Below are 18381 nucleotides of genomic sequence, written 5' to 3'. Positions count from 1 at the left end.
CTGTTTTTTCTCACAGAGGATTGGACTCATCGATGACCTTTGGAGAGGGAGGCTTGGGCCACAAATCAGATCAGTGCTTCTTCAGCACAGTATGGCGGCAGGCTTTCCAATAGGCGGCAAGGTGGTAGATGATGCCGCAACTGGAGTTGTGCAGGTAGTCCGTCTTTAGGATCATTTTCTCCAAATTGCTTTTTTGCTCAGAGGTAACCGTTTCTGGATTGATCATGAGAATGACAAGGGCGGATTCGCCAGCTTCGCGGGTGAGGTGCCAGATCTCGCGATACGGCCCCCACTGGGGAACTTGATAGCCCTTTTGGTCCTTCCAGACGGAGACCTTGCGCCAGTCAGGGCCCAGCATGCGCATCTCTTCGGGGCTTTTGGTGGCGATCTTTCCAGCGACCCAGGTAAAGCGCTTCAGGGCTAGCTCACGGACATGGGCCATTCGAGCCTGAAGGGTCACCTTCAGCGCTGCATCAGGCTCCAAGTCATGCAGCACTTCTAAAGAGCATTGCATCTGGAGCAGGGCATAAGCGGGTTTGTGCGGATCGGGCGAGGCCGATTGTTCGATGGCCTCAGCCACATACTGACGCCACATTTTGCGGTAGCGTTCATCGTGCGTCACATCCCAGGCGGCGGCATAGATCATGGGCAGGCGGGCGGCTTCATGCGCCTGGACATTCCACATGCGGCAGATGCCCAGCGGGCAGCGTGTGCCATCGGCACGGCAGAAGTCATAGTCGTTTTCCGGTGTAACGAATTCGATCATCCGCTCGGCCACATCGGCCATAATAGTGCGGGTTTGCTGGCGGGTGAGATCTGTGGAGAGGGGGCTGTGATAATACTGCCACAGGCCGTGAACGAAGTGGGTAACCTGATCCCGAGAAGAATTGATGTAAACTCCAGTGCCATCCTCTGGGCAAACATTTCGAGCGATGAAGCCACGCACGCCATGGACCGTCGCGCAGCGGCGTAGCCCTTCAAAAACATTAGCTGCGCGCTCACGCAAATCTTCCTCTCCGGTGACGGCAAAACGATCACAAAGGATGCTAAGCATGGCTCCACCTAGGATGTCCCCATCTTCCATCCCTGTGCCATAGCCGCAGGGATTCGGGTATTGTCGGTTCACCTCTTCTGCCTTGGGCAGGTGGGACTGTTCTTGGCCTTTTTCGTAACTGCTGAGGTAATCGGCGAAGGTCTGAACTTTATCGAGGTAGAAGCGGTTCCAGACTGCATCCCAGGCCTGATTCATCGGCTCGGTGAGCTGAGATTTGGAGAGCGAGGGAGGATCGACCGCCAGAAGAAAGGAGCTGTGGAGCGCGACAGAGAAAAGAAGAAGACGAAACGGCATCTAGGAATGTACGGAATGCTCGCTTGATTTTCAGCCGCAATTTACCTTTCCCCAAGATCGTCCGTTTGTTTTTGATGCCTTCAGAGACGTGATTTTAATGTCACACAGAAGAGATGTCATGCGGGGCGAAACCCTAATGTCCATGGTTTCAGGGGGCATTGAGTTGGGGTGCTCATAGCGGCGAAAAGCTTGTGTCAAAACCTTCACTTGGGAATCAGCGAATTTGGAGCTTTGGAGCTGTGAATGGCACTCCTGCCTTATTATTCTGCTACTCGCTTTCGCATTCTGATGTTCAGCCTCATTTGGGGCTGCGCGGGGTATGCTGATGCCCATGGAGATTACCATGAGGTGGTGAGCGAGATTGAGAAGGCATTGAAGAACGAGCCGAAAAATGCGGACCTGCATTTTCGCCTCGCTGTGATCTGTGAGGAACATGGCGAGTGGAGCTCGGCTTTGGTGGCGCTGGAGTGTGCAGAAAGGCTTGCGCCAGGCCAATACCCAGTGGCGCTGGTGCAGGGTATGGCTCTCGCCAAAGGCGGCCAATGGCGGGCAGCAGAATCCATGTTGAATGAGTTTCTAGCAACGCATCCGAAACATGCGAAGGCGCTCACAGAACGTGCCCGGGTGCGAATCCAACTCCAGCGACCGGACGAAGCGATCTGTGACTTTCAAGAAGTGATCGAGAATTGCAGCCAGCCAGAAGCTGAGGTGTTTTTTGAAATGGCTGATGTTTGGCTCTCAAAGGGCAATATCACCGAATCAGCAAGGGTATTGAATGAAGCAGTAACAAAATTGCAATCGCACCCTGAACTGCTCGAAAGAGCCTTCGAAATGACGGTGAATGCGGGACAGTATGAGGTGGCACTACGTCACCTAGAAGGGCTGTACCAAGTCAGTCCAAAGCCGCATGAATGGCTAGCGCGAAAGGCGCAACTACTAGGTCAGTGGGGACGGCCGAAAGAGGCCCAAAAGATCTGGCTGGAGTTAAGAGATCACATCCTAGCCCGACCGAATTTAGAACGAGGACAACCTTACTTCGCTACCCTGTTAGAGAAGGCCCAGCGAGCCCTCGGGGAGACGCCAGCGACCACTGTCGTGGTGGCTCCGCCTGCTCCCGTCAAAGTCACACCATTAGTCCGCTAATGCATTTTTAAGATTGGTCCATCCCCCCGATGATATGATTCGTTTGCCTCATGTTTTAGCAATGGCCTGTTTCTGGCTACCCCTTTTCGTCGCAGCTCAAAGCACCGAGTTTGGAGGACTTACGGTGACCCAAAATGATGCCGGCAATGAGGAGACCTCTGTCACCCTCACGAAGAAGGCGGGGAGCTCAGCCCACTTTTCTATCGAAGGGGGAAACCGAGGTGACTATAGCCTAAACTTCGGCACGGGTGTGGATCCAGATGTTGGGGTGCTCATTCCCATCGTTTCTGAATTGTCGCGAGATAACACGGCCCAAGGTGACACCATCGGTCGTTTTTTTGCCACGGCGGGTTTCGGTCCCAATGATGGTCTAACAGATTATACCATCGCACTATTCAGTTCTCCGGCTGGAGGCGAGGTGAATATGGATGTCAATTTTGGTTTCTTCCCTTACACTCGATGGATCGGCGGTATCGCCCGAAATACTGTCAATAATGGCGAGCTGACTCAGTTGGTAGGAAACTCTGCCTTGGGATTAAATACCCACTTCATTGATCTCGCCTCGCCCAGTGGGCAATACACGCTCAACCTCAATTCCCTCACCGGAAACAATGCCGCTCAGAACGGAATCCTCTTGGTCGCTGGAGCACGAAACGAAGATAACTACGCTTTGTCCCAAGCGAACGCGAATGGCTCGTTTACAATCTATAGCCATGACAATGGAGTGGATGGAGCCAGCTATGAAAATGACGGGGTCGGTTTTGTGTACTTGCCACTCGATAAAGTCGGGAGCGAAAAACTCACTGCGATTGGCCGAGTCAATGGCGATGCTAGCCTGGATATTTCCGCCCATACTCCAGGTAAAAACATCGGTGTCACCAAAGGTGCAACAGGTATCTGGTATCTCACAATCGCCGGAGAATCTAACCAGACTGGCACGCTCTTGGTGAGTCCGGAGGGTGGTGTGGGCAACACTACAGATAACATCGTTTCATCCGCCTGGGATCAGGCAAATAACCGTTGGGTTATTGAATGTCGCGATCTTCCCGCAGCAACGCCTAACCTTCAAAATGCTTCAGCGGCCGCAGATGATGTCTTCAGCTTTGCTTTCTTTACCGCGCCAGTATTGCCAGTCGTGACGCTGACGTCCCCTGCCCCGGCAGCCTCAGCCACGGGAACTGCAAATTTTGACTTGGAAGCCACCGCGACAGATGCCGATGGCAGTGTGATCCACGTGGAATTTCTGCGCAACGGGGCAGTCATTGCAACAGATAGCAGCGCCCCGTATTCGTTCACAGATGTCGGTCTAACAGCCGGTCATTATGACTACCAAGCTAGAGCTACGGATAATGAAGGAAATGTGGCCACTACACCCCTAACCCAGGTGACCATCACGCTGGATCCCGCCAGCATCCCAGCCAACACAGCCTTGTCATTCGATGGCCAGAATGACTACGTGACGATGGGAACTGCGCCGACACTGAACGTGGGGCAAATGAGCGATGCAGGATTCACCCTGGAATGCTGGTTCAGGCGTGAGGGAGCTGGCCGTACATCAGGCTCAGGTTCAGGAGGTGTGAGTGCTGTGCCGCTTTTTGGCAAAGGCCGTGGGGAAAGCGATGGCAGTAACGTGGACTGCAACATCTTCTTTGGTATCAATTCAGCGGGACAACTCGTGGCTGACTTTGAAGCACAGCCCGGCACTGGCATCGCTGCGGGTGTAAACTTCCCCATCACGGCCAGCCACGACCCTGTGTCTAACAATGCCTGGCATCACGCGGCCGCAACGTTTGACCATGGCTCAAGCACGTGGAAATTGTATCTCAATGGAGTGGAAGTAGGCACGACAACAGTCACCGCAAATGCGCGCCCACGTTATGACAGCATTCAGCATTTTGGTATCGGCACCGCTTTGAATTCTGCCGGTCTTGCAGAAGGTGCATTTAGAGGGCGTATTGATGAAGCACGTGTCTGGAATTATGCACGGAGTGCGACAGAGATCGCTTCGAGTAAAGATCAACCCATCATCAGTGCTACGGGCTTGATCGGACGTTTTGGTCTCAATGAAGGCAGCGGCACAACGACTGCGAGTTCGGCCGGAGCTGATGTCGGCGCACTGACCAGTGGCCCCCTTTGGGTGGCTGGTGTGCCTTTTGGTGTGCCAAATATCGAACCCACGATCACACTGACTCAGCCGCCACGAGTGTCCAGCGCGGCAGTCTCATCCCCCGTTACTTTTGAGGCGATCGCTGCTGACGAAGATGGCCCCGTGGTTAAGGTGGATTTCTTGGTGGACGGGGTGAAAGTGGGGGAAGACTCGAGCGCCCCTTATCAATACATTTGGTTAGCCCCTGCGATCGGTCAATACACGGTTACTGCCCGGGTGCTGGACGAACGAGGAGCAACCCGTGAAAGCGATGTAGCCACCCTGCATATTCTTCCCTCAGCGAATCATCCTGCGGTGGCATTATCTACACCAGCGAATGAAACCTCAGTTACTGAAGCCTCAGTTCAGCTAAAGGCGGATGTTTTTGACGACAACGGCGATGCGATGACCGTAACTTTTTACGGTCGTCATACCACGCCAATAGCTCCAGGCCCCGATTTCAATCTCATCCAAATCCCTGACACTCAATTCTATTCTGAGGGTGCATCTGGCCATGCCGATACCATCACGGTGCAGCAACTCATCGCCACTTTTGGAGCGCAAACGAAGTGGGTCGTGGACAACAGGAATGCTCGCAATATCGCCTTTGTGAGTCACATGGGAGACATCGTGCAAAAGGGTAACAATGGAGGCAACGACATCGAATGGACACGAGCCTCTGCTGCCATGGCACGCTTAGAAAATCCGGTGACCACGCTGCTCGCACACGGAGTCCCCTTTGGCGTGGCACCGGGCAATCATGACATCGACCCTATTGGCAACTATGACGGTGGTTCTACCTCCTTTTATAATCAATATTTTGGCATCAATCGTTTCGCCAAGCGAACCTATTGGGGAGGAAACTATGGCAGTGACAATACGAATAACTATCAGCTTTTCAGCGCGAGTGGACTGGATTTCATCGCCATTCACTTTGCCTATGATACGACCCCAAATGCCGCCATCCTCAACTGGGCAGATGCTTTACTGAAAGCTCATCCACATCGGCGAGCTATCGCCACCAGCCATTCCATCATCGGCGGTGGTAATCCAGCCAATTTTAGCGCACAAGGTCGAGGCATCTATGATGCGCTGAAGGACAACCCGAACTTTTTTCTCATGCTCTGCGGGCACATCCATGCAGAGGGACGGAGAGCAGATGTTTACGAGGGCCGAACCGTTTACTCGGTGCTTTCCGATTACCAAGGGACGACCAATGGCGGCAATGGATTTCTTCGGACTCTGACCTTCTCACCCGCGAGCAATTCCATCCGTCTGCAAAGTTACTCCCCCACTCTTGATCGTGCTGTCAATGCCAGTGATGATATTCCCTCTTGGGAATCCACGGTTCAGCTTCCTTACAATATGCAGGTTCCAGTGATGAACTGGGTGCCATTGGGTACAGTTGCCGTACCAGCAGGGGGCAGTGTGGCTGCCCTGAATTGGACAGGCCTCGAAGCTGGAAAAAACTACGAGTGGTATGCCGCTGTTTCCGATGGTAGCCTAACCAGTAGTTCTACACCCCGGCGTTTCAGCACGATAGAGAACCAGGCGCCGACGATTACCTTAGATACCCCTATCGAGGGGGCTGCTTTTGCTACACCCGTGACTATCAATCTCACCGCCACAGCAGCAGATGCGGATGGTTCTATCCGGCGTGTGGAATTCTACCGAGAAGGGGTGAAGTTGGGAGAAGACACGACGGCTCCGTATGCCTTTGCATGGACAAATCCATCGTTAGGCACGCACAATCTTTCGGCGGTTGCGGTGGACAATACGAATGCGGCCACGCTTTCCAACATCGCTAAAATCACTGTTCAGGTAGGTGATGAATTGCCCACTATTTCGATAACTGCTCCCAGCAATGGCACGGCGATCCCAGCACCTGGGAATGTGACACTAACGGTCAATGCTCTCGATAAAGAGGCACCCGTGAGTCAGGTGGAATTTTTCAAAGGAACTGCAGCCATGACCTCTCTGGGATTGGATACCCAGGCCCCATTCAGCCTCAGTCTAACCAATCTACCGCCAGGCACGTACACATTCACCGCCAAAGCCACCGACAGCCTCGGGCAAGTTGCAGATTCTGTTGCAGTGACGGTGTCCGTTTTCGTCGAAGCCCCGGTGCCCACTGATTCCAAAAAACGCTCGGTCGGTTTGTTTGACCTGCCAGCGTGGACAGTCGTGGGAACCAGCCTACCGCCCTATGATTTCAACTTGCCTGGAAACAACGAGGGTGATTTGTCCCTGAAGATTTCTGGTGCAGTGATCCCCTTCAATTCTGGCATTACGCTGGCAACGAACTGGAACAGCCCAACGACCATCTCTGCCGGCTTAAATGCTCTGGACAATCTTGCTCTGCCTTTTGCGGGGACGGATGGCAGTGCCAATATCAGCGTGCTGGACAATGCGAATGACAACAGCTCTACCGCAAACCCTGCCACAGCCGAAGAGACAGCAGGTATCAGTGTGGCCTACTTGCCGTATGAAGCAGGATGGACAGGTGCAAGTGTGGATAGCACGGGCGCGATTTTGAGTGGCAATCTTCCTGCGGGGGTATCTGTGTCTCTGCTGAGTGTTCTAGGAACTTATGGGATCGATGGACTGTCCACGGCAGGCAATTTACTGGCAGTGACCAATGGCAATGGGGGATCCTTAGGAGACAATGTTTGCTCGATTCGCACCGAGGACGGTCGGTGGGTGGTGGATGTGCGTGACAATGATGCGTCTGGGCAGGCGGGCACGTTTAGCTTTGTGTACATTCCAGCAGAGACGATGGGCGTTTTTGCAGCGGCCATCAGCAGTGGAGGGGCAGTCACCCACATGAATGCAGGCCTGAGTGAATTGGGACTCACCGCAATCCCTGGATCTGAGGGAATGGACCTACTTTTCGGTGATGGAACAGTCATCAATCCCTCGACAGCAGCACTCTTGATCACCGCTGATTCATCCCGATCTGCGGCAGCGGAAGATAACATCGTGGCGTGGGCCACTAACGGCAATCAGTTCCGAGTATTTACCCAGGATTTACCACAGATCAACGGGACGCATCAGCCGATCGATCTACGCATCCTTGTGATTCCGTTTTCGACATCCAATGCAGCCAGCGTTGTCACACTTACAGCGCCTGATTCTGCCGCCGGTGAAAGCGGAAGCGACCAAGCTGTGTTGTTTACTATTTCACGCACTGGCAGCACGACCAGTGCCCTAACGGTGCCTCTAGCCGCGGCTGGCAGTGCTACCACTGGACTGGATTATTCAGGATTTCAGAACTCCATCGTCATCCCAGAGGGGCAATCGTCTGCCAATTTACCCTTGGTGATTTTACCGGATGACCTAGCTGAAGGTGGAGAGGTGGTCCAAATCGCAGCTGTTGCAGATACAAGTTACACCCTTGGGATGAATTCAAGTGCCACAGCTAGCATTGCCGACCGGCCTGTTCAAAATTGGTCTTTCAACCTGATCCAAGATTCCGCCAAACGAGGTGCCAATGATGACGCTGATGGTGATGGTGTGTCGAATCTTTTGGAATACTACATGGGCTCTCTGCCTGGAGACAGTCGGAACAAAGGCATGATGTCCATCACGGTGACTCAGAGTAACGCGATCTTTGGTTTTAACCGCGCCTTGAATCGGCAGGACATCACAGCCGAAGTCGAATGGTCCACAGATCTGATTCATTGGTTCCGGAGTGGCCAGAACAATGGCAGTCTTTCACTCAACGTCGCACTCACCACTGAATCATCCCCCGCAGAGGATCCGCAAGTGATGCAAGCGATCGCCACTCCTGCGACGGGGGAAACATTGCCGAGCCGTGTTTTTTTCCGTTTGAGTGTGCGAGAGTAGCGAAGATTCTTTTTACGTTCAGGGAGCGCGGTGATTTGTATCATCTACACTTCCTGAGGGCCAGATAGGTAAGCGGTAGCGATGAAGGAGAAGAAACTTGACTCCACATGAAAACCTTGCCTGAACTTCTTATCGTCACGGATCGCGGACACTTCATTGCCTATCGCGGACATGCAGAGGGGCGAATCACTGCCCTTGATGCCATGGACATTCCTGAATCACTGGAAAAATTAAGCGACCAAGTCACCGACAAAGCCGGTGGCTTTTCTGCCATGGAATCCATGGGACAGGGCAATTCATCCGCCGAGCGACTGCCCTTGGAAGCCGAGTTGGAACTGCGCGCTATTCGCAAGATTGGTCAGCGAATCGGGGAATTGATCGACGAACATAACATCGACACCTGGGGACTGGTGGCCTCACCTGAGATTCACGGTGCCGTTTTAGACCAACTGCCACCACTCATGCGTGACAAATTGGTCCTGCGAGTGAAGAAAAATCTGAATGGACAAACGCCAGAAGAACTCTTGAAGAGACTGGCCGAGGTGTGAGACTTTTGGGCCATGCGGAATCTCTCATGGCCCCATTTGCTTCTTGGCGACAGAAAGTAGCCGCTTTCTCTACTCTTTCAGCGAGGCTTCATAGCTTTCATTGATAAGGCAGTCTTCACCCAAGGCATCTTTGAGAGGATCCACTGCGGTGGCACTGAAGCCCAGATGCAAATGACGACGCCAGCCTTCGGCAAACTCAAACTGACCAGAAAGGGCCCCGACCTTGCGCGAAGATTCATCCATGCTGACGAGGTAGGAATCCATGCCCTGCGTGACATCCAGCCAATGCTTTTGGCTGACGTGGGCAGCGAGGGATTCGCGCTTTTTCGCATGGACGCTGGTGGTGTTGACATAAGCACCGGCGTGGATGCGCTTGCGGAGGGGATCGCAGAGCCCGTGAGGCATGGCATGATAAACGGTCACGTCATGCAGGAAGGAGGGGCGTTGCGGATCGGTGACGAAATTCTGGATCGGGTGGGCAAACGCGGCGGTGCAAGCCAGTCGTTGCGCATTCTGATGATCTTCCATGTAATCGGCAGGTGAATGAGTGAGGACGATGGTGGGCTGTGCCTCACGGACCACCGCAGCTACTTTACGCAGCAATGGCACGCTGTAAGTGAGCTCCAGGTCATCGGCGATGGGCGGGTAAAACGTGGCCCCCAGGATGCGGGCGGCCTCCTGCCCTTCCGCCAGACGTGTGCGGGAGGTGGTGGGGCCATCCATTTGCACCGAGCCACCATTGCCCGTGCACATATTCATGTAATGCAGGTCCCAGCCGCGCTCCTGGAGGAGGAGCATGGTGCCAGCGGCAACAAATTCAATGTCATCAGGATGGGCGAAGAGAGCGAGTACGGAGGGCATGGTGGGAAGGACAGCATGCTACGTCCGATTTCCCATGCTGTTGTCACAGATTCCGGTTCCGATGTCTCATTGTGGGATATTTACGATCCAGCGTGTGGGCTTGAAGGAGCTAGATTGCAGGGAAACCATCGTTTCATTGAGTTCTCCAAGCCTGAACGATAAAATTTAAATGCCCTGAAATTCGCCAAGCCTTGCAAAAGGATGGCTGACGTTGAAAATCGCCTGTCTTTACCTTTCCCAACCCTACAACCATGCCCAAGAAAGCCGCCGCCAAAGCCCCCCGCACTGCGCCCCCTGCATCGAGCAAACCGTCTGCCCCGACGGGAATCCGCCCGATCAAGAAGTTGATGGTCGCGAACCGTTCCGAGATCGCCATCCGCGTGATGCGGGCGGCCACGGAACTGGGGCTGAAAACGGTGGGCATCTATGCGCAGGAAGACCGCTTTTGCCCACACCGCTTCAAGGCGGATGAAGCCTATGAACTGAACAAGGACAAAGGCCCGCTGGGTGCCTACCTGGACATTGAGGGCATCGTGACCCTGGCCAAGGAAAAGGGCGTGGACGCCATCCACCCCGGCTACGGTTTCCTTTCAGAAAACCCTCAGTTTGCCCAAGCCTGCGCAGATGCCGGCATCATCTTCATCGGCCCTGAGGCGAAGATCCTGGACATGATGGGCGACAAGACGGCTGCCCGCAATGTAGCACGCAAGCTGAACGTGCCGATCCTAGAAGGTACGGATGAGCCCGTGAGCGACCGCAAAGAAGCGGTAGCGGTGGCAAAGAAGATCGGCTTTCCGCTGATCATCAAAGCGGCCTTCGGCGGTGGCGGGCGTGGCATGCGCGTGGTCCGCGAGGCGAAGGACCTGGAGAAGCTGCTGGACGAGGCGCAGACGGAGGCTCTGCGCTCCTTTGGCAACGGCGCGGTGTTCCTGGAAAAATTTGTGGGCAAGGCGAAGCACATCGAGGTGCAGATCCTGGCGGATAAGCACGGCCATGTTTTGCACCTGCATGAGCGTGACTGCTCCGTGCAGCGCCGCCACCAAAAGGTGATCGAACAGGCGCCGAGCTATGGCGTAAAGCAGGAGATCATCGATGGCCTGTGCGAAGCGGCGGTGAAGCTGGCGAAAGAAGTGAACTACACGCATGCCGGCACGGTGGAATTCCTGGTGGACCACGAAACGGGCGAATGGTTCTTCATCGAGATGAATCCACGCATCCAGGTGGAGCACACGGTGACGGAGGAGATCACGGGCATTGACATCGTGCGCAGCCAGATCCTCATCGCGCAGGGTTACCAGGTGCATGATGAGCCGCTGGGCCTGCCTGCCCAGGACAAAATCGAAAAGAGCGGCTACGCCATCCAGTGCCGCATCACCACCGAAGATCCGGAGAACGGCTTCACACCGGACTTTGGCAAAATCCTCACCTACCGCAGTGCCGGTGGGTTTGGCGTGCGACTGGACGGTGCACTCGGCGCGACGAATGCGGTCATCACGCCTTATTATGACTCCATGCTGGTGAAGATGACGGTCTATGGCCGCACCTACCAGCAGGCGCTGGATCGCATGGACCGTGGCCTGCGCGAATTTCGCATTCGTGGGGTGAAGACGAACATCCCATTCCTGATGAACGTGGTGCACCATGAAGACTTCAAGACCGGCCAGGCGACCACACGATTCATTGATAACAATCCAGACCTGCTGAAGTTCGTAGCGCGCAAGGACCGTGCCTCGAAGCTGCTAAACTATCTGGCAGACACGGTGGTGAATGGCAACCCGTTTGCCAAGGGCCACAAGATCAGCAAGGCCTTCATCGCCGCACCGATTCCGAAGTGGGATCACAAAGTGGCCCCGGCTCCTGGTACGAAGCAGCTCCTCACGGAGATGGGCCCGGAAAAATTTTGCAAAAACTGGGTGGCCAAAGAAAAGCGCCTGTTGCTGACGGACACCACCATGCGCGATGCACACCAGAGCCTGCTGGCCACCCGCATGCGCACCTATGACATGCTGGCGGTGGCGGATGCCGTGGCGCGGCGCACGCCAGACCTTTTCTCCCTGGAAATGTGGGGTGGGGCGACCTTTGACGTGACGATGCGCTTCCTGCGCGAAGACCCGTGGGAGCGCCTGCGCGATATCCGCGAAAAGGTGCCGAACATCCTTCTCCAGATGCTTTTCCGTGGCAGCAATGCTGTGGGTTATACCAACTACCCGGACAATGTGGTGAAGGGATTCATCAAACATGCTGCCCAAAACGGCATGGACATTTTCCGCATCTTCGACAGCCTAAACTACCTGCCCAACCTAACGGCAGCCATGCAGGCTGTGCGCGAGGACACAAGTTCCATCTGTGAAGGCACTCTTTGTTATACCGGCGACATCTTGGACCCAAAACGCGACAAGTATGACCTGAAGTATTACGTGCGCTTAGCCAAGGAACTAGAGAAGATGGGGGCGCACATGCTGTGTATCAAAGACATGGCCGGACTGGTGCGCCCGTATGCGGCGAAGAAGCTGGTAAAAGCGCTGAAGGACGAGGTGGGCATCCCTATCCACTTCCACACGCATGACACCAGTGGCCTCAATGCGGCCAGCATCATCGAGGCAGCCAATGCCGGAGTAGATGTGGTGGATGCGGCCATCGCCTCCATGTCTGGCGGCACTAGCCAGCCGAACCTGAACTCCATCGTCGCCGCCATGCAGCACACGCCGCGTGACACAGGACTGAATACGGAAGCGTTGCAGGAATTCAGCGACTACTGGGCGGCCGTGCGCGCGTTTTACAAACCCTTCGACACAAGCGAGCCCTACGGCACCGCTGAAGTGTATCTGCATGAGATGCCTGGCGGCCAGTACACGAACCTCAAGGAACAGGCCATTGGCATGGGCCTAGGGCCACGCTGGCCGGAGATCGCCCACGCGTATGCGGAGGTGAACCAGCTCTGCGGCGACATCGTGAAAGTCACACCTTCCTCCAAAGTGGTGGGCGACCTAGCCATCGAGTGCGTGGCGCGTGGCGTGAAGCCGGGCGACATCTTCCAGCTCGCTGGCACTAAGTGGAGCAAGGACGTGACGAGCATGTTTGAAGGCTGGCTGGGCGAGCCCTTCTACGGCATGGAGGCCGACAAGGCTGCCGACAGCCGCAAGAAGTGGAATGCGCTGGCCGATGCCATCGTGGGCAAAGGCGGCAAACGCATCAACGGCCGCCCAGGAACGCACGCCGCAAAGATCAAGCTGGATGAGGTGCGCGCCGAGCTGGAACAGAAGATGAAGAAGAAGCCCACTGAAGACGATGTGTGGAGCTACCTCATGTATCCAGATGTGTTCCTGAAGTTTGCGGAGTTCCGCAAAACCTATGGCGATGTCTCAGCCCTGCCCACGCCGGCCTACTACTACGGCTTGCAGCAGAAGGAAGAGATCAACATCGAATTGGAGGCTGGTAAAACACTCTTCGTGAGGCTGCTGAACATGACCGAGCCAGACCAGAACGGCCAGCAGACGGCCATCTTTGAACTCAACGGCTATCCCCGTCACACGACGGTGACGAACAAGCTGCTGGCCAAGGATGCGGTGACGAAGACCAAGGCTGACCCGGCTGACCCGACCCAAGTAGGCGCACCGATGCCCGGCATGGTGGCCAGCATCGCCGTGAGTGTGGGCCAGAAAGTCAAAGAGGGCGAAACTCTCGTGACCCTAGAGGCCATGAAGATGTTCGCTGCTGTTTCCGCGCCCACCTCGGGAACGGTCCAAGAAATCTGTGTGAAGATCAGCGAAAGCGTGGAGAGCAAAGACCTGCTTGTGCGGCTTGGGAAATAAGCCAGCTAGCAGTGGAAGACTATGATGATCGTGCCCAGACCTAACACTCTGGGCACGATTGCTTGATTGGCTCTCATCGCTGCATCAAAACACGATAAAACTACAAACACTCTTCTGAGCGTCTGGCTTTATGAGTGTAAAGACGTTAGGCCGCGACGGCTTGCATCTTGTGAATGCAGTCCATGCAAACGCCAGCTTCAAGGATGAGCGAAACAGGACGGACTTCATTGCAGCGTTCGCAGTGACGGAAAAAACGGCGGTCTTTGAGAGCCGCACGACGCGCTTGCTCAACATTCTCCGGCAGGGCACGCACGGGAAGCATACGGCCGACGCCTTTCCAATGAATCTGCGGGGTGATGGCCAGAGGTTCTTTGACCACCATGGCCTGAACCCACTGGCCCAGGCTGGTTTTCACGACGCGGGTGTACTTTGTTGAAAGATCTGTGTCTGTCATAGGGGGGGGAGCTTAATGAAACACCAAGATTCGTGCCAATCTAGGCAAATCACCACGAAAGCATCTCAAACGGACCAATAGCTGTCATAATCAGAGATGGTAATTCACAAGATCGTGACAAGATTGTTGCTTTGGGTAGAAACGGGAGATGTTTGGCTGCGGTGCGTGGATATTTTAGCGAGTGGAGATTCAGCGGTATGAAGCTCATTCATCCAGTTTCAAGCCGTGGCTCTTTGAATTAAGCCAAGGGCCAGGAAGCTTCCTTATTATCAAAAAGATGGGCAATTGCAGTTGCCTACTAGCCTTGATATGAGTCATTCCTCATATCAAGGGCGGATGAAGACGGACTTCACGTCTTTTGAAGTCTTGCGCTTAAGTTTATCCCACCCGAAATGCTCAGGCCCGAAGAGTTTGCGGCATGAGCTTAAGCTTGTTCCGTTGTTTGGAAATCGGGGTAGGCATTGGCCGCATGCTCTGAGAAATCCAAGCCATTGATTTGCTCCTCCTCCGTTGCGCGAGTGGGAGCGACTAGTTTGATCAAAGCAAAGATGATGGAGCAGGAGATGAAGGCATAGAGACTGATGCTGAAGGTCCCTAGAGCCTGGATCCCGAGGCGCTCGATGCTAAAACCTTTTTCATCAAAGAGGGCGACACACAGGGTGCCCCACCAACCACAGGCCAGATGCACTGGTACGGCCCCGACGGCATCGTCTATGCGCAGACGCTCCAGCGCGATGGTGGCGACGGTGGTGGTGATGCCGCCGAATAGACCAATGAGGATGGCCGCAGCGGGAGTCACATTGCCGCAGCAGGCCGTGATAGCCACAGCACCACCCAATGCCCCATTCATGGCGATATTCACATCTGCACGTCCCTGGATGAACCACATGGCGACCATGGCAGCCAAACCTGCGGCAGCCGGGGAGATGGTGGTATTCACCACCAAACGACCAATGACCCCACTACCGCTTAAGGATGATCCTGCATTGAATCCAAACCAGCCAAACCACAGCAAGAGAACGCCCAAGGCAACAAGCGGTATATTATGTCCAGCAATGAGACGTGGGGTGCCATCTTTGCCAAAACGCCCGACGCGAGGCCCAACGGCTAGAATCCCAGCTAAAGAACATGCACCTCCGCAGGCATGGACCACTGAAGAGCCTGCGTAATCGACAAAACCAAGTGCCTCCAGCCAACCCTTCTCCCCGCCGATGCCAAAGGTGCCGGCAAAACTTCCCCATACCCAGTGCCCCACCACTGGATAGATAAAGATGGTAAAGAGGGCGCAATAGAGCAGGTAGCCCATGAACTTTGTTCTTTCGGCCACAGCTCCGGAAAGGATGGTACAGGAAACTCCAGCAAAGCCTAACTGGAAGAACCAAAAAACCCAGATGGGATGGTCAGCTCCAAACGTGGAGAGCCAAAACCCGTCCATGCCAACAAGCCCTCTCCAACTGGTGCCAAACATGAGGCCAAACCCAACCAAAAGAAAAACAATGGCGCAGATGCAAAAGTCTAGGAAACTTTTCATCACAATGTTGATGGTGTTTTTAGCCCGACAGGCTCCAATCTCCAACATCACAAAGCCTGCCTGCATGAAAAACACCATGGCGGCAGTGATGACGATCCAGACATAATTGATGTTAGACTGGAGGGATTCAAGGGCACCTACAGGGACTGCATTCCCCTCAGTGACTGGATTGGCAAGGTTGGCTGGCGTGGCTGCTGGGGAAGTGGCTTGAGGGGCTGTAGCTTTGTCACTCTGGCTCAGTTTTTCCAAAAGACCATCCAGGCGATTAACCACCTGATCATTCGCATCTAGCTTTTTCAGAATGCTGTCCAGGCGTGCATTGACGCGCTCATTGGCGTCTAGTTTTTCCATGATCCCATCCAGCTTTTGCTCAATAGCTGGCGGGGCTACAGACGCATCTTGGCCATCTGCGGAGTGAGCCATTGAGATGACGATCAGGAAGAAAAAAGAACGGAGATAACGGATCATGAATGACGAAAGTAAAAGCGTGAAGGGAGGATGAATTTATTCGGCTAAAAGAGTTTCTAGCTCACTCAGCAGGGCCTGACGTTTGGTGGTGTTAGGCACCTGTTCGATCAAGGCTTCTGCAAGTTTTCGAACCTCGGCCGGCGGCAAACGATAGGGGTCTTGCACCCCTCGTTTCGCCATGACTCGGTCAATCATCATCGAAAGTTGGGCACGTCCCATGACCTTTCCCAGGATGCTTTCGACTTGCTTCCGAACCTGCCCCCAGTTGTTGACGACGACTTCGGCCTTGTCCGTGATTTCTTGAAGACGACGAGGGCTGCTAACCACAAGCTCTTCAATTCCATCGTGGGCTCGCGAAACAGAATCGGCCGCTTCAGTGGACAACTGAGTCAGCACGAGCGCATGGTCATTCAGCAAGACGCTAGCGGCGCTGGCAGCGAGGTCTGCATCCGCCCTCGCGGTGAGGAGAAACACCAAGATCGTTTCATCCTGAATGAGAACCAAAAGGGTGCCCCCATCGAACTCAAGATAGACCTGACGCATCTTCCTCCGCACCTGTCGGTATCCCTCCAGCATCTGCCCGAGCACATCCATGAGATCCAGCGCGCGTCCTTCAGAGAAAGGCATTTGTTTATGCACCGTGTTCCGTCCTTTGAAAAGCATGACACCTGCCACACCTTCCAGTCGCTGCAGGGCTGCAACGGCCCCGATGAGTGAATTTAAATTCATGCTGGGATGTGCCTTTTCAGCCTCGGGTCAGAGATTCACGCACTTGTTTCAAGGAACGACGATTGCTACTAACCACACCATGCCATCCGTTGGTGGAATTTTGGAAAGCCGTCTGGCCTTCTCGATCCTCAATGATGCCAAGCTGGAGCTGATGCATGCCCAGGGTATCGGCTAGCTTTTGAGCATAATAAGTGACGTACTTGACCTCGCTGGCGAAACGCTGAGAAGATTCGGCATCTCCCCCGGACAACGATTCGCGTCCCTGCTGAGTATCCATTTTGATCAAACCAGGATCAGGTTCCATGCGAATGACATTGGCAGGTTGTTGACCTTGTACGGGGCGGCTGGCTGTGATGGGAATGATTCTGGTGGCTTCCACTCCCCAAGAATAAGCACGCAGCGTGCCACTTTTAGGCAGTCTGCAATGTGACTTCTGGCCTTGACGAACGTTCTGTATTCGACATGGGCAAAAGTCTTGCTCTTACTCACGTTGAGTCACTGTGCCTCTCCCCTTCCCCATCATGTCTTCCATCTTTGAACTTTTCTCCCTCCAGAATCAAACCGCCGTCATCATCGGAGGTACCGGTGAATTGTGCGGTGCCATTGCCGAAGGTTACGCCAGTGCAGGTGCAGAAGTCGTGTTAGTCGGGCGTGATCCCGCCAAGGCAGAAAAGCGTCTGGAGGCCATCCACGCGGCTGGTGGCGAAGGCTACTTTGTCAGTGCGGATGCTTCCCGCAAAGCAGATCTACAACTGCTGCTCGATCAGGTGTTGGAGCGCTCCGGTGGCTGCCACATCCTCGTGAACGGTGCTGGGGTAAACTCCGCCACTCCTTTTTTGGATATCCCGGAAGAAGAGTATGACCGCATCATGGGCATCAATACCAAAGGCGTGTTCCTAGCCTGTCAAGTGTTCGGGAAATACTTTGTCGAACAGAAAGTGCCTGCCTCCATCATCAATCTGGGCTCTATGTCTGGCCTGCTCCCGCTGAGTCGAGTCTTTACCTACAGCATGTCCAAAGGGGCCGTTCATAACCTCAGTAAGAACCTTGCTCGTGAATGGGCACCACTGAATATCCGCGTCAATACGCTGGTACCGGGCTTTTTCCCTGCCGAGCAGAACAAAAAAGTTCTGACACCAGATCGCGTAGCCAAAATCATGGGCCACACCCCAATGAACCGCTTTGGCTCCGCCAATGAACTCGTAGGTGCAGCCCTGCTCCTGGCCGCCAACGGAGCAGGCAGTTTCATCACCGGCCAGGAAATGGTGGTGGATGGCGGCTACAGTTCCATGACCATCTAAGGTTTTATTTGCCCCCCCTGGATGATTCAAGGGGGGCGTTTGGCTAGTTCGCACAGGCAACCTTTGAGTTCTCATTGCTCATCCAAGTTGCCCGGGGTAACTTTTCCCGAGGGCCAATTAACATTTTAAAAACGATTGTTTTTTTGTCACTGGGTCAAAAAATTGTTGTTTAAAAACAAGCGGGCTGATAAAAC

General features: G+C 54.4%; 11 protein-coding genes. 5 read left to right on the top strand and 6 right to left on the bottom strand.

The features are described from left to right. Positions 1 to 70: 70 nt before the first annotated feature. Positions 71 to 1348, bottom strand: coding sequence for a hypothetical protein (locus HNQ64_RS23250; RefSeq protein ID WP_221305550.1), 1278 nt, complete (start codon positions 1346 to 1348; stop codon positions 71 to 73). Between the two features lie 243 nt (positions 1349 to 1591). On the opposite strand from HNQ64_RS23250, the gene HNQ64_RS23245 reads away from it, so the two are divergent. The 3 genes from HNQ64_RS23245 to HNQ64_RS23235 all read left to right on the top strand — a co-directional run bounded on the left by HNQ64_RS23245 (position 1592) and on the right by HNQ64_RS23235 (position 9031). Continuing rightward, complete coding sequence (locus tag HNQ64_RS23245; protein WP_184213147.1) at positions 1592 to 2491, top strand: tetratricopeptide repeat protein; 900 nt, start codon at positions 1592 to 1594, stop codon at positions 2489 to 2491. 34 nt (positions 2492 to 2525) lie between these two features. Continuing rightward, on the top strand, positions 2526 to 8483 hold the full coding sequence (locus tag HNQ64_RS23240; protein WP_184213145.1) for an Ig-like domain-containing protein: 5958 nt from the start codon (positions 2526 to 2528) through the stop codon (positions 8481 to 8483). A gap of 107 nt (positions 8484 to 8590) precedes the next feature. Beyond that, complete coding sequence (locus HNQ64_RS23235; protein WP_184213143.1) at positions 8591 to 9031, top strand: host attachment protein; 441 nt, start codon at positions 8591 to 8593, stop codon at positions 9029 to 9031. A gap of 69 nt (positions 9032 to 9100) precedes the next feature. On the opposite strand, the gene HNQ64_RS23230 is transcribed toward HNQ64_RS23235, so the two are convergent. Beyond that, on the bottom strand, positions 9101 to 9892 hold the full coding sequence (locus tag HNQ64_RS23230; RefSeq protein ID WP_184213141.1) for a PIG-L deacetylase family protein: 792 nt from the start codon (positions 9890 to 9892) through the stop codon (positions 9101 to 9103). Between the two features lie 251 nt (positions 9893 to 10143). Between HNQ64_RS23230 and HNQ64_RS23225 the strand changes: the two genes are divergently transcribed. Next, positions 10144 to 13704 carry a pyruvate carboxylase gene (locus tag HNQ64_RS23225; RefSeq protein WP_184213139.1) on the top strand — a complete coding sequence of 1187 codons (3561 nt, stop codon included), beginning with the start codon at positions 10144 to 10146 and terminating at the stop codon, positions 13702 to 13704. Positions 13705 to 13849: 145 nt separating this feature from the next. On the opposite strand, the gene HNQ64_RS23220 is transcribed toward HNQ64_RS23225, so the two are convergent. The 4 genes from HNQ64_RS23220 to HNQ64_RS23205 form a co-directional block, all read right to left on the bottom strand. Further along, positions 13850 to 14158: a hypothetical protein gene (locus HNQ64_RS23220; protein ID WP_184213137.1), complete on the bottom strand. Its 309-nt coding sequence runs from the start codon at positions 14156 to 14158 to the stop codon at positions 13850 to 13852. A 424-nt stretch (positions 14159 to 14582) separates the two neighbouring features. After that, positions 14583 to 16157: an ammonium transporter gene (locus HNQ64_RS23215; protein WP_184213135.1), complete on the bottom strand. Its 1575-nt coding sequence runs from the start codon at positions 16155 to 16157 to the stop codon at positions 14583 to 14585. A gap of 36 nt (positions 16158 to 16193) precedes the next feature. Then, on the bottom strand, positions 16194 to 16886 hold the full coding sequence (locus HNQ64_RS23210; RefSeq protein ID WP_184213133.1) for a hypothetical protein: 693 nt from the start codon (positions 16884 to 16886) through the stop codon (positions 16194 to 16196). Between the two features lie 16 nt (positions 16887 to 16902). Continuing rightward, complete coding sequence (locus HNQ64_RS23205; RefSeq protein WP_184213131.1) at positions 16903 to 17265, bottom strand: hypothetical protein; 363 nt, start codon at positions 17263 to 17265, stop codon at positions 16903 to 16905. 142 nt (positions 17266 to 17407) lie between these two features. On the opposite strand from HNQ64_RS23205, the gene HNQ64_RS23200 reads away from it, so the two are divergent. Further along, positions 17408 to 18187, top strand: a complete 780-nt coding sequence (locus HNQ64_RS23200) for an SDR family oxidoreductase (RefSeq protein WP_184213129.1) — start codon at positions 17408 to 17410, stop codon at positions 18185 to 18187. The last annotated feature ends 194 nt before the right edge of the window (positions 18188 to 18381 follow it).

Origin of the sequence: Prosthecobacter dejongeii (genome assembly GCF_014203045.1) — a bacterium.
GTDB classification, from domain to species: Bacteria; Verrucomicrobiota; Verrucomicrobiia; order Verrucomicrobiales; family Verrucomicrobiaceae; genus Prosthecobacter; species Prosthecobacter dejongeii.
The sequence above is the reverse complement of the archived record's forward strand: the minus strand, read 5'-3'. Positions and strand labels throughout refer to the sequence as shown.

Excerpts from the sequence above, each read along its gene's own strand:
- HNQ64_RS23250 (WP_221305550.1), bottom strand. The coding sequence starts at position 1,348 with ATGCCGTTTCGTCTTCTTCTTTTCTCTGTCGCGCTCCACAGCTCCTTT.
- HNQ64_RS23245 (WP_184213147.1), top strand. The coding sequence starts at position 1,592 with ATGGCACTCCTGCCTTATTATTCTGCTACTCGCTTTCGCATTCTGATG.
- HNQ64_RS23240 (WP_184213145.1), top strand. The coding sequence starts at position 2,526 with ATGATTCGTTTGCCTCATGTTTTAGCAATGGCCTGTTTCTGGCTACCC.
- HNQ64_RS23235 (WP_184213143.1), top strand. The coding sequence starts at position 8,591 with ATGAAAACCTTGCCTGAACTTCTTATCGTCACGGATCGCGGACACTTC.
- HNQ64_RS23230 (WP_184213141.1), bottom strand. The coding sequence starts at position 9,892 with ATGCCCTCCGTACTCGCTCTCTTCGCCCATCCTGATGACATTGAATTT.
- HNQ64_RS23225 (WP_184213139.1), top strand. The coding sequence starts at position 10,144 with ATGCCCAAGAAAGCCGCCGCCAAAGCCCCCCGCACTGCGCCCCCTGCA.
- HNQ64_RS23220 (WP_184213137.1), bottom strand. The coding sequence starts at position 14,158 with ATGACAGACACAGATCTTTCAACAAAGTACACCCGCGTCGTGAAAACC.
- HNQ64_RS23215 (WP_184213135.1), bottom strand. The coding sequence starts at position 16,157 with ATGATCCGTTATCTCCGTTCTTTTTTCTTCCTGATCGTCATCTCAATG.
- HNQ64_RS23210 (WP_184213133.1), bottom strand. The coding sequence starts at position 16,886 with ATGAATTTAAATTCACTCATCGGGGCCGTTGCAGCCCTGCAGCGACTG.
- HNQ64_RS23200 (WP_184213129.1), top strand. The coding sequence starts at position 17,408 with ATGTCTTCCATCTTTGAACTTTTCTCCCTCCAGAATCAAACCGCCGTC.